The following is a 15,541-nucleotide window of genomic DNA, read 5'->3' as shown; positions in this document are numbered from 1 at the left end:
CAAGGAGGCCCTGGCGGCCGACCGGCCGGTGGGGCTGGCCGTGGAGACCAAGCACCCCACGCGTGCGGGCGGGCGGCTGGAGGCCGAGCTGGTGCGGGTCCTGCGGGAGCACGGGCTGGCCGACGGGGCCGACGGCCGGATCGAGGTGATGAGCTTCTCCCGCAACGCGCTGACCCGGCTGCACCGGCTGGCGCCCGGGCTGCCGTCCGTCTACCTGATCGAGCGGCGGCTGCGCGCCCCGCGCCCGCCGTTCGCGGGGCACGCCGGTCCGGGGATCGACCTGGTGCGCCGGGATCCGGGGCTGGTGGGGCGGCTGCGGGCCAAGGGGCTGCGGGTGCGGGTGTGGACCGTGGACGAGCCCGAGGACGTGGAGCTGTGCGTCCGTCTCGGGGTGGAGACGATCATCACCAACCGGCCCCGCGAGGTGCGCGGGCAGCTGGCCGCCCTGGGCGTGGCGGCGGCCGCGGGCGAGCTCCGGCAGCCGCTCGTGTGACGGTCCGTCATTGGCTGGTTCGCGCCCGTGACACGCGGCCCCCGAGGCTCGAACGTATGCCGTGGTGTGCGGGGCGGTACGGCCGCCGGGGGCATGCCGTTGGCCGACGACGGACAGGCGCTCTCCGGCGCCGTGGCGCGGGCGAGGGTGACTGGGAATGGCCGCACAGCAGCAGGCGCGGAAGAGACGTCCGGCCGGTGTCTCCGCCCCGGGTGGCAGACCCGGTGACGGCCCCGCCGCCGGGGGCGAGGCGGACGAGCCCAGCTACCTGCTCCTCGGGCCGCTGGAGGTGCGCCGCGCGGGCGTGGTGCGCACGCCCGGCCGGCTCAAGCAGCGCGCCCTGCTGGCGGTCCTGCTGCTCCACGCCAACCGGCTGGCCTGCGCGGAGATGCTGATCGAGGAGTTATGGGACGGGCGGCCGCCCCGGTCCGCCCAGGCGACCCTGCAGATGTACGTGTCCGGGCTGCGCCGGACGCTGGATCCGGGGCACGGCAGCGCGGGCGGCGACCCGCGCCGCCATCCGGTGCTGCGTACGAGCGGCTCCGGCTACGTGCTGCGCGTGGAGCCCGGGGAGCTGGACCTGGACCGCTCCCGCGCCCGGGCCGCGCTCGGCCGGGACCTGCGGGGCGCCGGTGACTGCACGGCGGCGGGCGAGGCCTTCCGCGCGGCGCTCGCGATGTGGCGGGGGCGGCCGCTGGCCGACCTGGGGCCGGCCCGCCTCCCCGCGTACCACGCGGTCCGACTGGAGGAGGAGCGGATGGCGCTGGTCCAGGACCGGATCGGCGCCGACATCTGCGCGGGCCGGTCGGCCGAGGTGATCGCCGAACTGGCCGAGCTGTGCGCGCGGCACCCGTTGCGGGAGGGGCTGCACGAGCAGCTGATGCTGGCCCTGGCCAGTGCCGGGCGGCGGGCCGAGGCCCTGGACGCGTACGCGCGGGTGCGGCGGGTGGTGGTCGCGGACGTCGGGATCGAGCCCGGGCCGGGGCTGCAGGCGGTGCAGCGGGCCCTGCTGGGCGGGCTGCCCCCGACCGGCACCGAACACGGCCGATGTCGCCGCCCCCTGCTCCTGGAGCCGGCCGGGCTCTGAGGGCCGGGCCGCCGGAGATGCCGCCGGAGATGCCGTCGGAGGCGCGGCCGCGGGTCAGCCCAGGCGCCAGTCGAGGCGGCGCCGGTAGTAGACGAGCGGGTCGCCGTCCGCCAGGGCGCAGCCGTCGACCTCGCCCACCAGCACCGTGTGGTCCCCGTGCGGGAACACGGCGGCGGCCCGGCACTTGAGGTAGACCGGGACCCCCTCGATCCGGGGCGTGTCCTCGTCCCAGTTCCAGGGCACGTCCGCGAACTTGTCCTCCGAGCGCCCCGCGAACACCTTCGCGAGGGCCTCGTCGGCGGAGCCCAGCAGGTGCACCCCGAAGGGGGTGCCCACCCGTGCGTCCATCGCCCGGTAGGTGCGCGAGCCGCGGGCGAGCGCCAGCAGGACGGACGGCGGGGCCACGCTGTAGGAGCTGACGGAGGACACCAGCAGTCCGCACGGGCTCCCGTCGGCCCTGCGGGCGCTGACCACGGCCACCCCGGACACCAGGCGGGCCATGGCCTCGGTGAACGGCTCAGCCGGGCCGGGCGGCCCCGGCCGGTCTCCCGGCCGGGGCCGCCCGCTCCCCGCGCTCCCCCGTTCGTCCTCCCGCTGCCGCACGCTCATCGGAGGCGTTCCGGCTCAGACGGCGGTGTGCGCGGCCGCGCGCCGGCAGGCGTCGCGGCGTTCGGCCGCGTCGGGGTCGGCGGTGGCCGCGTACACGGTGTCGAAGTCCTCGGCGGCGCGGGCGTAGCGGTGGGCGCTCTCGTGGACCACGGCCCGGTTGAAGCGGAAGTCGGGGCGGTCGGCGAGTGCGAGCGCCCGGTCGAAATCGGCCACCGCGGTCTCCAGGTCGCCTTCGCCGTAGGCGATTTCGCCCTTGACGGCCCAGGCCTCGGCGAGCCCGGGGTCGCCGGCGAGGGCGGCTTCGAGGGATTCGGCCGCCTCCTTGGTGCGTCCGGCCTCGGCCAGCAGGCGGCCGCGCAGGCACAGGAGGTGGGCGTGGTCGGGGGCCAGGGCCAGCCCGGCGGTGACGTCCGTCAGGGCCCCCTCGGCGTCGCCGAGGTCGGCGAGCAGTCCGGCGCGGGCGAGGAGGGCCTCGCGGTTGTCGGGGTCGAGTTCGAGGGTGCGGGCGAAGTCGGCCAGGGCGCCTTCGGTGTCGCCGAGTTCGAGCCGGGCGTCGCCGCGGTTGTAGTAGGCCTCGGGGAAGGGGGGTTCGAAGGAGAGGGCCCGCTCGTAGTCGGCGATGGCCTCCTCGGGGCGGCCCAGTTTGCGCAGGATGTTGCCCCGGTTGAAGTAGTGGTCGGCGAAGTCGTCGTCGGCGTCCATGATCTCGCCGTAGTCGGCCAGGGCCGCCTCCAGCCGGCCCGCCATGCTGTTGACCTGGGCGCGGTTGTAGCGCAGGCCGACCTGGTGCCAGGTGCGCTCCCCGAGGCCGAGTTCCCGGTCCAGCCGCTCGATGCCCTGGTCCAGCAGGCGCAGGGCCTCGTCGGGGCGTCCGTCGCGGACCTCGACGAGGGCGAGGCCGTTGCGGTTGAAGACGGAGTAGAAGGCGCGTTCCTTGGGGTCGGGCAGGAGGTCGGCGATGGCGATGGCGGTGTTGACCCAGGCCCGGGCCCGGCGGGGGTCGCGCCGTTCCTCGGGGTAGTGGCGGGCGTACAGCATGCCGATCTCGTAGGCGAGTTTCATGTGGTGCGCGGGGCTCTGGGTGGCCGTGCGGGCCTCTTCCTGGAGGACGGCCGACTCGTCGGGCCGGCCGGCCGCGGCGAGGCACACGCCGGACTCGCGGATGAAGATCCACCACAGGTCGGGGCGGCGGGCCGGGTCCACCAGCCGCCGTCCCTCGTCGCCCAGTTCGGCCGCGAGGTGGTAGAAGCCCAGGTACTTGCAGCGCAGCATGGCCGTGCGGAGGGCCTCGGCCCCGGCCCCGCCGGGGTCTCCGCCGCGGACCAGGTGGAACGGGAGGGCGCCCAGGCGCAGCGAGGGCTCGCCGGCCTCGGCGCGGGCGGCGAGTGCGGCGGCGCGGGCGTCGTGGAGGGCGGTGCGGGCGGCTTCGGGCAGGGCCGCGTAGGCGGCGGCCGGGGCGGGGTCGTCGTCGGTGCAGTCGCCGTCCACGTAGCGGCGCGCGGCCTCGGGGTCCAAAACGGCGGGGGCCGGTGCGGCGGCGGGGGCTTCGGCCGGGGCTTCGGCGCCGGTGCGGGTGGTGTGCGCGGCGAGGGCGTCGGGGAGCGAGAGGGAGGGGAATCCGGGCGGGTCGAGGAGTTCGGCCGTGCCCGTGCACAGGACGAGGGTGAGCAGGTCGGGCGGGATCCGGCGGAGGGCGGCGGCGAGGAACTCCTGGTCGGTCACGTCGGCGTGCTGGACGTTCTCCACGACGAGGGTGCGCGGGCCGGCGGCGGCGTCGGCGAGGGCGGTGAGGAGGAAGTCGACGATGCCGTGGGCGACGCGCAGGGAGTGCAGGCGGGCCGGGTAGCGGCTGACCTCGCCGGCCGTGGACTGCTCCTCGATGTGGTGGGTGACGGGCGGGACCAGCGGGGCCAGTTCGGGCGTGCTCTCCTGGAGTTCGATGTAGTGGCGGGCGGCCAGTGCGGGCCGTCGCTCCAGCGCCCCGGGGGCCACGCGCCGCAGCAGGGTCCCGGCCGCGGTGTACGGGCCGCGCAGGCGCCGGTGCGCGTCGACGGCGGCCAGCAGCGGCGGCAGGTCGAGGCCGTCCAGGAGGGTGGTGCGCGCGGCGCGGTGGGGCGCGGAGATCCAGTGGTGCCCGGTCATGGGCCCGCCTTTCGGAAGAGGCCCGCCGGGGGTGGTCCCGTCAGGCGATGACGTGGTGGAGCCGGGCCCGCCGGCCGCGCAGCCGCTCCCTGGCGGCGAGCCAGAGGGCGAAGGCGATCTGGCCGAAGGTCAGGACGAGGAACACGGCCGCGTCGAGGAGCTGGACCCAGGTCGCGTGGTGGCCGGCGCCGAACCGGTCGAGGGAGGCGGCGGTCATGGAGAGGAAGACGGGTCCCACGCCCCACAGGAAGGTGGTGAGGCTGACGGCGTAGCCGATGGGCAGCAGCCAGGAGTACCAGCGGGCCGCCCGCCGGTCGACGGGGTGCCACAGGGACTCGTCGGTGAGCCGGTCGGTCCGTCCCAGCAGCCGGTTGACCCGGTTGGCGAGCATGCGCACGGCCGTGGTGTGCAGGTCGACGCAGCCGAGGACGGTGGTGATGAGGACGTAGACGTCGGTGCGCAGGTAGAGGAAGAACTGCCAGAGCAGCCGGATGAAGGTGGTGAAGGCCACCGCCGCGCAGACGCGGGCGGTCAGTCCGTGCGCGAGGCCGGCGGTGATGACGGCGAGGGCGATCAGCAGGACGTCGGCGACCATTCCGGCGAGGATCGGCAGGTAGCGCTTGCGGCGTTCCACGCCGGCGAGGCCGTCGAGGGAGGTCTCCACGACGAGGAAGTAGAAGCGGTACGACATCCTCGTGCGCGAGCGGATGCCCAGGCGGCGGCCGGCGAGCGCGTGGAAGATCTCGTGGACGGCGATGAGCGGGACCGCCACGACGAACAGGACGAGGGTGATGACCGCGTAGTAGTGGCTGAAGACGAGGTCGTCGGGGGTCGGCAGGAGGCCGGGGTCGCGGATGACGCTGACCGCGGCCCAGGCGACGATCAACCCGTAGGCGGTCCAGGCGGCGGGTGAGAAGGCCGCCCGGCCGAGCCGCTGCCAGCGCACGGGTCCGGTGACGGGTTCCGGTTCGCCCTCGGCGCGGACGAACCCGAGTTCGCGCAGGGCCTCGACCACGTCCGCGACGTCGGCGCGCTCGCCGTATTCGGCCTCGTACCAGTCGGCGGCCTGGGCGGGGGTGGCGCCGTCCTGGAGACGGCGTACGAGTGCGGCCCCGTCGGGCGGGAAGATCGCGTAGGACTCGGTGTCACGGCGTCCGATGGTGACCTCGTCGCCGTCCTCCAGGTACACCAGCGGATGCAGCGCCAGCGGGGTGTGGTCCGGGGTGGGGTGGCCTGGCTCCGCCATGGCGGGGCTCCGTCTCTCGTCGGCCGGGCCCGGACCGGTGGGGGCGCCCCCGGTGTGCGTGGGGACGCCCCTTGCGCGAACGCGCCCGGGGTGCGGTTACGCGGGGCTCGGGTAGTGCGAGCACGCGGAAGAGGTCAGGCGGACCGGGCCGGCCTTGCGGATCTGGATCTTCTTCATCTCGAAGCACCTCCTTCGGAGGGTGTGGGTGGGGGCTGGACGTTCTCCATGCTGCCGAGCCCCTCCAGAAGTTCTCCAAACCGGCGCCAAATCCGCCGGCGCGCGCCCTACGCGAAGCGCTGGGCCGCCGATCCGTTGCAGGTCTGCAGGCGCAGCGGGTCGTGGGCGGCGGCGACGGTCAGGCACAGGGCGGGGGCGGCGGCGGGGTGCAGCGCGGCGCCGTCGCGGACGAACTGCTGGTTGGCTCCGCCGTGGCAGTTCCACAGGATGAGGCCGGTGCCGGCCGTGTAGTTGGCGCCGGGGACGTCGAGGCAGCGGTCCTGGGTGAGTTCGACGTGGACGGACTTGTTGGCGGTGTCGTACCACCAGCCCTGGTTGCGGCCGCCGTGGCAGTCCCAGCCGACCACCTTGGTGCCGTTGGCGCTGGAGCCGCCGAAGGAGTCGAGGCAGTTGCCGGTGGCCTCGTTCCTCAGGGGCTTGTAGAGGTCGTCCCAGGCGCCGGCCTGGAGGACGGGGGTGCCGGTGCTCGCGGAGTCGGCGCAGGAGGCCTCCCGCAGTCCGGAGTCGTAGAGCTGGGTGAGGCAGGAGGCGAAGGCGCCGTGGCCGCGGTAGTTGGGGTGGAAGGACTGGCGTGCGGTGTTCTCGTCCCAGGGGAAGTGGTCCCCGAGGTCGAGGTAGAGGCCGCGGGCCCAGGTGTCCTCCATGCACACCTCGTGGCCCTGGAAGAGCCGGGAGTCGTCCAGGTAGGTGGCGCCGGCGGCGAGGGCGGCGGCGCGCATGCCCTTCTCGAAGGTGGGGACGGCGTAGTTGCGGCCCCAGGCGGCGTCGGAGTCGTAGCCGGCGCAGCCTCCGGGGAGCTTGCCGGGGAAGTCGGGGTTGTCGTTGAAGTCGGGGCCGATGGGGCTGGGGTAGCCCATCACGACGAGCTTGTAGTCGGAGTCGGCGTAGCCGGCGTCGCGCATGACCGTCTTGAGGTCGCCGATGGTGGCCTCGACCTTGGGCTTCAGGCCGTCGACGCGGGACTGCCAGCCGGGGCCGTACTTGGGTTCGCAGGTGCCCTGGCTGAGCACCCAGCGGGTGACGCAGTCGGTCATGACGGGGCCGAACTGGAGGTCGTCGTTGGCCCCGGCGACCAGCAGCACCATCTTGATCTTCGTATTGCGGGCCTTGATGGCGAGGTTGTCGCTCTGCACCAGCTCGTCGGCGTACTGCTTGCTGCCGCCGATGCGGATGTTGCCGGTGTAGCCGCCGGAGCAGGCGACGTTGAAGGTCAGGTCGGCCGGGATGCCGGTGCGGTGGATCGCGGAGTCCGGCGAGCGGTGGCACTGGTTGGTGGAGGTGTTGGTGGCGGGGTCGTAGTTCCCCACGCCCTCGCCCGAGATCTCGCTGTCGCCGAGGGAGATGAGCCCGGTCTTGCGCTCGGCGAGGGGGCGGACGGCCGGGTCGCCGTAGATCTTGACGGCCTCGGCGGCGCGGATGGCTTCGAGCTCCGGCGACAGGGGTGTGATCGCGCCGGATGCGGCGGGGGCCGCTTCGGCCATGGGGGTGATGGCGGTGACGCCCCCGAGGGCGGCCGCGACCGCCGCGACCGCGGCGAATGTAGATCTGAGCCTGGATTCCGTACGCGAACGAGCCATGTACTGCCTCCCCGATAGCGGTGTTACCCCCGGTATTTACTGGCCGGTAGGGGAGATGGGAACAGTCCGAACAAGACAATTGCTCAACTTTCTGAGGAGGATGTGAAGATGACCGATGATCAGCAGGTGGAGAAGTTCCGGATCGAGCACGACTCCATGGGTGAGGTCCGGGTGCCCGCGCACGCCAAATGGCGCGCCCAGACCCAGCGCGCGGTGGAGAACTTCCCGCTCTCCGGGCAGCACATCGAACGCGCCCACATCGAGGCCCTGGCCCGGATCAAGGCGGCCGCCGCCCTGGTCAACGCGGAGCTCGGGGTGCTGGACGGGGAGACGGCCGGAGCCATCCGCTCCGCGGCGGCGGAGGTCGCCGAGGGCCGCTGGGACGAGCACTTCCCCGTCGACGTGTTCCAGACCGGCTCCGGGACCTCGTCCAACATGAACACCAACGAGGTGATCGCCACCCTGGCCACCGAGCGGCTCGGGCGCGAGGTCCACCCCAACGACCACGTCAACGCCTCGCAGAGCTCCAACGACGTGTTCCCCTCGTCCATCCACATCGCCGCCACCGCCGCCGTCACCCACGACCTGGTCCCGGCCCTGCGCCACCTGGAACTGGCCCTGGAGCGCAAGGCCGCCGAGTTCGCCGAGGTGGTCAAGTCCGGCCGCACCCACCTGATGGACGCCACCCCGGTCACCCTGGGCCAGGAGTTCGGCGGCTACGCGGCCCAGATCCGCTACGGGATCGAGCGGCTGAACGCCGCCCTCCCCCGGCTGGCCGAGCTGCCGCTGGGCGGTACCGCCGTCGGCACCGGGATCAACACCCCGCCGGGGTTCTCGGCGGCCGTGATCGCCGAGGTGGCGCGGGCCACCGGACTGCCGCTGACCGAGGCCCGCGACCACTTCGAGGCCCAGGGGGCCCGGGACGCGCTGGTGGAGACCTCGGGGATGCTCCGTACGGTCGCCGTCTCGCTCACCAAGATCTGCAACGATCTGCGCTGGATGGCCTCGGGACCGCGCACCGGATTGGCCGAAATCAATCTGCCGGATCTCCAGCCGGGCTCCTCGATCATGCCCGGGAAGGTCAATCCGGTCGTCCCGGAGGCCCTCCTGATGATCGCCGCGCAGGTGACGGGCAACGACACCGCCGTCACCGTGGCGGGCGCCGCCGGCAACTTCGAGCTCAACGTGATGCTCCCCGTGATGGCCCGCAACCTCCTCGAATCGATCCGGCTGCTGGCGAACGGGAGCCGCCTGCTGGCCGACCGCACCGTCGACGGGATCACCGCCAACGCCGAACGGGCCAGGGAGTACGCCGAGTCCTCGCCCTCGGTGGTGACCCCGCTGAACCGCTACATCGGGTACGAGGAGGCCGCCAAGGTGGCCAAGCGCTCCCTCGCCGAACGCAAGACCATCCGCGAGGTGGTCCTGGAGTCCGGGTACGTCGACCGGGGCGCGCTGACGCTCCGGCAGCTGGACGAGGCCCTGGACGTGCTGCGGATGACCCGGCCCTGAACCTCCCCGGCCAGGGGCCGAATCCGGTCGTTCGCGCCCCCCGGCCCCCACCGTGACCTGCACCGCAGCATCCGGGAGGGGCGCCGCCCTAAGATCTGCGCATGACAGGTACTTCCAGGCCCGGCACCGGCGCGGCGGACCCCGCCGCGCCGGGCGGAACGCAGGGCACGCACTGGGCGCCGGGGACTCCCGTCCTGTGGCGCTACCGCGACCACGCCCCGGGGCCGGCCGGCGCCGTCCACATCGCCCGCCCGGTCACCGTCGTCCAGGACACCGACGAGCTGCTCGCGGTGTGGATGGCCCCCGGCACCGAATGCGTCAAGCCCGTGCTCGCCGACGGCACCCCCGTCCACCGCGAGCCCCTCGCCACCCGCTACACCGCGCCGCGCACCACCGAGCGGGCGCGCTGGTTCGGCGCCGGGGTGCTCAAGCTGGCCCGGCCCGCCGATCCGTGGTCGGTGTGGCTGTTCTGGGACCGCGGCTGGGTGTTCAAGAACTGGTACGTCAACCTGGAGGAGCCCCGCACCCGCTGGTCGGGCGGGGTGGACTCGGTGGACCACTTCCTCGACATCACCGTCGACCCGGACCGCGGCTGGACCTGGCGGGACGAGGACGAGTTCGCGCAGGCGCGGCGGATCGGCCTGATCGGCCCGGAGCAGGCGCGGCGCGTCGAGGAGGCGGGCCGCGCGGCGCTGGAGGTCGTCAAGGCGTGGGGGCCTCCGTTCTGTGACGGCTGGGAGAACTGGAGGCCCGATCCGGCCTGGGAAGTTCCGGTTCTGCCCGAGGACTGGGACCGCACCCCGGCGCATATGACGTCATGAGACCCTTGATGCGCCCCCGGGGTTCAAACGTAGGATCGTCCTCCGCCGGTCGTACGCGGGGGGCCTTCCCGGTCCCGCACCCGTAAATGACCTGCGGCGACCGGGACTTGACCGGAGGTCGACGCGGAAAGAAAGGTAACGAGCGGGACGCGGAACCCGGGGGTGGTGGTGCCCCCGCCGCTGAGCGGGTATACCGCGACTGACCGAGTTGAGTGCAGCGCACATCGAGCGCAAACGGACGGAATTCCACGCGTGACGGAGTACCCCACCTCCCAGGAGGGCCCGCAGCCCACCGTCGCCCCCGGCGGAGGTACGGACGAGCTCGGCCACGGCAAGGCCCCCATCGCGGCCGCCGAGGCCGTACGCACGCATGCCGATTTCCCGCGCCCCCGGGGCACCGCCGGCGAGGCCGTCTCCGGCCACGGCCCGGCGGACTCGGACCCCGAGGGAGCCCGGAGCCGTGACGGCGGGGCCGCCCGCAACGCCGGCCGGCCCGAGGAGACCCCGGGCGCGGCCGTCGCGACGGGCGGCCCGCTTCCCGCGGGGGCCGCGGGCACGGGCGGGACCGGCGGCGGGACCGGCGCCGGACCCGGCGAGGTCGGCGTGGCCCGGCGCGAGGGCGACCGGCTGCGGTTCGTCGGCGCGGCCACGCGCCGGATCGCCCGCGGCATCGACCTCGACGAGATCGTGCTCGGCCTGTGCCGGGCGACCGTACCCACCTTCTCCGACGCCATCCTCGTCTACCTGCGCGATCCGCTGCCGGTCGGCGACGAGCGGCCCGTCGGCCCGGTCGTTTTAAGGCTGCGCCGCACCGACCGGCTCCGGCCGATCGACGATCTGGGCCTGGCCGACGGCGGCGAGGCCGCCGGAGCCGCGGGGGGCGCCGGCGAGCTCGACTTCAGCCAGCTGCCGCTGGTCGGACCGCAGGGTGACCTGCCCGCGGCGGAGCTGTGCGAGATCCGGCCCGGCGGTGCCCTCGCCGAGGTGCTGCGCGGCGTCCGGCCCGTGTTCGGGTCGGCGCCCGGCGCCCGGGACGCGCTGCCCGAGCTGCTGGGCTCCGACCATCCGGTGCCGCGCGGGCAGCGGGCCATCCTGGCCCCGCTGCGCGGCCGCCGCCGCGTGATCGGCGCGGCGGTGTTCCTGCGCACCCCGGACCGGGACGCCTTCGAGACGAACGACCTGCTCGTCGCCGCCCAGCTGGCCACGCACACCGCGCTCGGCATCGACAAGGCCGTGCTCTACGGGCGCGAGGCCTACATCGCCGACGAGCTCCAGCGCACGATGCTGCCCGACGGCCTGCCCCAGCCCACCGGCGTGCGGCTCGCCTCGCGCTACCTGCCCGCCGCCGAGACGGCCCGGGTCGGCGGCGACTGGTACGACGCCATACCGCTGCCCGGCAGCCGGGTCGCCCTGGTCGTCGGCGACGTCATGGGCCACTCCATGACCTCCGCCGCGATCATGGGCCAGCTGCGCACGACCGCGCAGACCCTGGCCCAGCTGGACCTGCCCCCGGCCGAGGTGCTGCACCACCTGGACGAGCAGGCCCAGCGGCTCGGCTCCGACCGGATGGCCACCTGCCTGTACGCGGTCTACGACCCGGTCTCGCACCGGATCACCATCGCCAACGCCGGCCACCCGCCGCCGGTCCTGCTGCACCTGGGCGGCCGCGCCGAGGTGCTGCGCGTCCCGCCGGGCGCCCCCATCGGGGTCGGCGGGGTGGACTTCGAGGCCGTGGAGCTGGACGCCCCGGCCGGGGCCACGCTGCTGCTGTACACGGACGGGCTGGTGGAGTCCCGGCTGCGGGACGTGTGGACGGGCATCGACCAGCTGCGCGAACGGCTCGCCACCACCGCGCAGCTGACGGGGCTGGACCACTCGCCGCCGCTGGAGGCCCTCTGCGACGACGTGCTGGACATGCTCGGCCCGGGCGACCGGGACGACGACATCGCGCTGCTCGCGGCCCGCTTCGAGGGGATCGCGCCCAGCGACGTGGCGTACTGGTTCCTGGACCCGGAGGAGACCGCTCCGGGCCGGGCCCGCCGGTTCGCCCGCCGCGCCCTGGCCCGCTGGGGGCTGGAGGAGCTGAGCGATTCGCTGGAGCTGCTGGTCAGCGAGGTGGTCACGAACGCCGTCCGGTACGCCGAGCGGCCCGTGACCCTGCGCCTGCTGCGGACGGACGTCCTGCGCTGCGAGGTCGGCGACGACTCCCCGCAGCTGCCCCGCCAGCGCCGGGCCCGGGACACCGACGAGGGCGGGCGCGGCCTGTTCCTGGTCAACCGCATGGCGCGGCGCTGGGGCGCGACCCGGCTGAGCAGCGGCAAGGTGGTCTGGTTCGAGCTGCCGCTGCCCGGGGCGCACGACCGGCGCTGACACCTCGCGTACCGACCGTCGGAAAACACCGCCGCCCCGCAGCGTTCTCGCTGCGGGGCGGTGGTGTTCCCGGTACCGGCGGGCCTGCTACTGGAGCAGGTCCGGGTTCGGCGGGACCGGCGGCGTCGGCTTCTTCGTCGGCGGCTGCGGGTCACCCGTCGGGGGCGTCGGGTTCTTCGTCGGCGGGGTCGGGTTCTTCGTCGACGAGGTCGGGTCCGGCTTGCCGGTGCCGCCGCTGCCGGTGGGGTCCGGGCTGCCCGTCGGGCGGGTGCCGGAGCCGGAGGGCGACGGGGTGATGCTGCCGGTCGGGCCGGTGGACGGGACCGCGGTGCGGGTCGGGGCGACCGGGGTGCCCATGTTGGCGTCCGACAGGTCGAACTCGCCCGTCTTGACGCCCGAGAGCGCGGCCGTCGTGTACGCCTGCCAGATCTGGGCGGGGAAGCTGGAACCGCCGGCGCGGCCCTTGCCGGCCGTACCGGTCAGCGTGACCTGCTTGTGCGAGTTCGGGTCCTCACCGAACATCGCGACGACGGTGACGAGCTCCGGGGTGTAGCCGGTGAACCAGGCGGCGACGTTGGACTCGGTGGTACCGGTCTTGCCGGCGGCCTGGTAGGCGTCGCTGCGCACGGCCTTGCCGGAGCCGTCCTGGACCACGCCGGTCAGGACCTTGGTGACGGTGTCGGCGGTCTCGCGCTTGAGCACCTGGGCGCCGATGGGGTTGACCGGCTTGTAGTCGGCGTCCACGTGCTCGGCGCTCTTGATGATGGTCGGGGTGACCTTCTTGCCGTGGTTGCCGAAGGTGGCGTAGACCCCGGCCATCTCCACCGTGTTGGCGCTCATGGTGCCGAGCGACATGGCGGGCTTGTCGGCGGGCCAGCCCTCGCGGTCGCGCATGCCGAGGGAGAGCGCGGTCTTCTTCACGACCTCCGGCTTGGCGTCGACGAACATCTGGGCGTACACGGAGTTCACGGAGGAGTTGGTGGCCTCCTGGACCGTGAGCATCGGGTCGCCGTAGTTGACGTCGTCCTGGTTCTGCGGGGCGAAGGGGGTGTCGCTGCCGACCACGGGGCGCTTGCTGGTGCCGTCGTAGAGGGCGTTCGGGGTGATCAGACGGCCGTCCTGGGTCTTCGCCCCGGTCTCCAGGGCGGTGGCCAGTACGACCGGCTTGAAGGTGGAGCCCGGCTGGTAGTCGGTGCGCAGGGCGTTGCTCTCGGACTTCTCCGTCAGGCCCACGCCGCCGTACATGGCGACGATGGCCCCGGTCTTGGCGTCCACGGAGGTGGCGCCGGCCTGGACGTTCTGGTCGACCGGGCGCTCCTTGGTGTCCTTGCGGTCGAGCTTGGACTCCAGCTCGTCGTTGACGGCCTTCTCCAGCGCGGCCTGCTTCTTCTTGTCGATGTTGAGGGTGATCGTCCAGCCGCCGGCCGCGATGTCGGCCTCCTTGATGTTCTGGCGGCTGAGCTCCTGCTTCGCGGCCTGGATCAGGTAGCCCTTCTGGCCGTCCATGCCCGGCTGCGCCTTGGGCTTGATGGGCTCCGGGAGGTGCAGGGTGTCGCGCTTGGCCTTGTCCAGCTTGCCCATCTCGACCATGTTGTCGAGGACGGCGTTGAAGCGGATGGTGACCAGTCGCCGGCCGTTGGGGCCCGCGGTCGCCAGGTCGTACTGGCTGGGCGCCTGGATGACCGAGGCGAGGTAGGCGCCCTGCTCCAGGGTGAGCTTGTCGGAGTCCACGCCGTAGTAGGCCTGGGCGGCGGCCTGGATGCCGTAGGCGTTGCGGCCGTAGAAGTTGGTGTTCAGGTAGCCGGCGAGGATGTCGTCCTTCTCCATGCGCTGGTCGACCTTGAGGGAGATCACCATCTCGCGGAGCTTGCGGGTCGCCGACTGGTCCTGGGTCAGGTAGTAGTTCTTGACGTACTGCTGGGTGATCGTCGAACCGCCGGCCGTGCCCTTGCCGCGCAGGGTGTTGAAGGCACCGCGGGCGATGCCGACGAAGTCGACGCCGCGGTCCTTGTAGAAGGTCTTGTTCTCGATCGCGATGAACGCCGTCCGCACGTCCTCGGGGATCTTGTCGATCGGGACGATCTCGCGGTTCATCTTGCCGGTGCGGGTCATGACCGACCCGTCGGCCCACTTGAACGTGTTGCTCTGCAGGACCGCCGTCTTGTTGGGGTCGGTCGGCTCGTCCACGGAGAAGTAGAGGGCGAAGGCCCCGGCCACGAGGAGCAGGATCCCGCCGAGGAAGGTACCGAGGATGGTCTTCCAGGTGAAGAACCGGCGTATGCCGCTGCGCTTCTTCTTCCCGGTCGGCTTGTCCGCGCGCCCGGCGGCACGCCCGGTCGGCGCCTTCCGCCCACCGCGCTGCTGCTGCGCCCGTCGCGCATCTGCTCGGCCCATCGCTCCCGCTCCGCTCGATTACCCCCCCGACGTCAGCTCAGAAAACTAACACCGCAGGCTGTGACAAAGGTTGGCTAACCCTGATCAATACCGGTCAATTCGGACGTGAGAATCAGCACCCACTCCAATGGAACCGACGCTCACGATGCCGGAAGGGTTGCGGTCATCGCAAAAAGTGCTATCAATTTGCTAGACGTTCTGCTCGACCAGGAGCGGACGCGACGCACCAAACGGGGGCATTCCATGACAGCGCCGATGACGGACGAACGACCGGTCGAGGTAAGGGAGTTCGCGGCCCACAGCGTCGGCGGCGGGTTCGCCCTGCTGTCCGGGCTGGTGGGGCTGGCCGCCGGGGCGGGCCTGATCGCCATCGGCGCGACGGCCTCCGTGACGGCCGTGAAGGCGAGCCTGATCCCGCTCGGCATCCTGGTGGTGCTGGCCTCGGTGATGGCCATGAGCGGGCTCAACACGGTCGCTCCGGGCGAGGCCCGCGTGGTCCAGCTGTTCGGCCGCTACCGGGGGACGATCCGCACGGACGGACTGCGCTGGGTCAACCCGCTGACCTCGCGCGAGAAGATCTCCACCCGCGTCCGCAACCACGAGACGGCCGTCCTGAAGGTCAACGACGCCTACGGCAACCCGATCGAGCTGGCCTCGGTCGTGGTGTGGCGGGTCGCCGACACCGCGCGGGCCGTCTTCGAGGTCGACGACTTCACCGAGTTCGTCGAGACGCAGACCGAGGCCGCCGTCCGGCACATCGCGATCGAGTACCCCTACGACGCCCACGAGGAGGGCGGCCTGTCCCTGCGCGGCAACGCCGAGGAGATCACCGAGAAGCTCGCGGTGGAGCTGGCCACCCGGGTCCAGGCGGCCGGTGTGGAGATCATCGAGTCCCGCTTCACCCACCTCGCGTACGCTCCGGAGATCGCCTCCGCGATGCTCCAGCGCCAGCAGGCCGGCGCGGTCGTGGCGGCCCGCAAGCAGATCGTCGAGGGCGCGGTGGGCATGGTGGAGCTCGCCCTGAACCGGCTGGCCGAGGAGGAGATCGTGGAC

General features: G+C 73.1%; 11 protein-coding genes. 6 read left to right on the top strand and 5 right to left on the bottom strand.

Annotated features, from left to right (window positions below; translation table 11 throughout):
• Positions 1-493: glycerophosphodiester phosphodiesterase family protein (locus AB0O29_RS30060; RefSeq protein WP_365157729.1), on the top strand; the 493-nt coding region annotated here is incomplete at its 5' end.
• 157 nt (positions 494-650) lie between these two features.
• A complete protein-coding gene (locus tag AB0O29_RS30055; RefSeq protein WP_365157727.1) occupies positions 651-1,580 on the top strand; it encodes an AfsR/SARP family transcriptional regulator in 930 nt (309 codons plus the stop codon).
• 54 nt (positions 1,581-1,634) lie between these two features.
• Here the strand turns inward: AB0O29_RS30055 and AB0O29_RS30050 are convergent, their stop codons facing one another.
• From AB0O29_RS30050 to AB0O29_RS30035, 4 genes are all read right to left on the bottom strand, one after another.
• Positions 1,635-2,189 (bottom strand): flavin reductase family protein, encoded by a 555-nt coding sequence (locus AB0O29_RS30050; protein ID WP_365157724.1) that lies wholly within the window; start codon positions 2,187-2,189, stop codon positions 1,635-1,637.
• A gap of 15 nt (positions 2,190-2,204) precedes the next feature.
• Positions 2,205-4,331 carry a tetratricopeptide repeat protein gene (locus tag AB0O29_RS30045; protein ID WP_365157721.1) on the bottom strand — a complete coding sequence of 709 codons (2,127 nt, stop codon included), beginning with the start codon at positions 4,329-4,331 and terminating at the stop codon, positions 2,205-2,207.
• A 40-nt stretch (positions 4,332-4,371) separates the two neighbouring features.
• Entirely contained in the window at positions 4,372-5,577 is a 1,206-nt protein-coding gene (locus AB0O29_RS30040; protein ID WP_365157718.1) for a hypothetical protein, read from the bottom strand.
• Between the two features lie 284 nt (positions 5,578-5,861).
• Positions 5,862-7,391, bottom strand: coding sequence for a ricin-type beta-trefoil lectin domain protein (locus AB0O29_RS30035; protein ID WP_365157715.1), 1,530 nt, complete (start codon positions 7,389-7,391; stop codon positions 5,862-5,864).
• 108 nt (positions 7,392-7,499) lie between these two features.
• On the opposite strand from AB0O29_RS30035, the gene AB0O29_RS30030 reads away from it, so the two are divergent.
• From AB0O29_RS30030 to AB0O29_RS30020, 3 genes are all read left to right on the top strand, one after another.
• Positions 7,500-8,903: a class II fumarate hydratase gene (locus tag AB0O29_RS30030; RefSeq protein WP_365157712.1), complete on the top strand. Its 1,404-nt coding sequence runs from the start codon at positions 7,500-7,502 to the stop codon at positions 8,901-8,903.
• Positions 8,904-9,004: 101 nt separating this feature from the next.
• A complete protein-coding gene (locus AB0O29_RS30025) occupies positions 9,005-9,724 on the top strand; it encodes a DUF402 domain-containing protein (protein WP_365157709.1) in 720 nt (239 codons plus the stop codon).
• Between the two features lie 252 nt (positions 9,725-9,976).
• Complete coding sequence (locus AB0O29_RS30020) at positions 9,977-12,094, top strand: ATP-binding SpoIIE family protein phosphatase (protein ID WP_365157707.1); 2,118 nt, start codon at positions 9,977-9,979, stop codon at positions 12,092-12,094.
• 87 nt (positions 12,095-12,181) lie between these two features.
• Here AB0O29_RS30020 and AB0O29_RS30015 read toward each other — a convergent pair whose 3' ends face one another.
• The gene (locus tag AB0O29_RS30015; RefSeq protein ID WP_365157704.1) at positions 12,182-14,488 is read right to left on the bottom strand and encodes a transglycosylase domain-containing protein; all 2,307 of its coding nucleotides are present in this window, start codon (positions 14,486-14,488) and stop codon (positions 12,182-12,184) included.
• Positions 14,489-14,743: 255 nt separating this feature from the next.
• On the opposite strand from AB0O29_RS30015, the gene AB0O29_RS30010 reads away from it, so the two are divergent.
• Positions 14,744-15,541: SPFH domain-containing protein (locus AB0O29_RS30010; protein ID WP_365157701.1), on the top strand; the 798-nt coding region annotated here is incomplete at its 3' end.

The organism is Streptomyces sp. NPDC089915, from assembly GCF_040684675.1.
In the GTDB taxonomy this organism is placed as follows: Bacteria; Actinomycetota; Actinomycetes; order Streptomycetales; family Streptomycetaceae; genus Streptomyces.
This window is presented reverse-complemented; position numbering and strand designations above follow the sequence as displayed.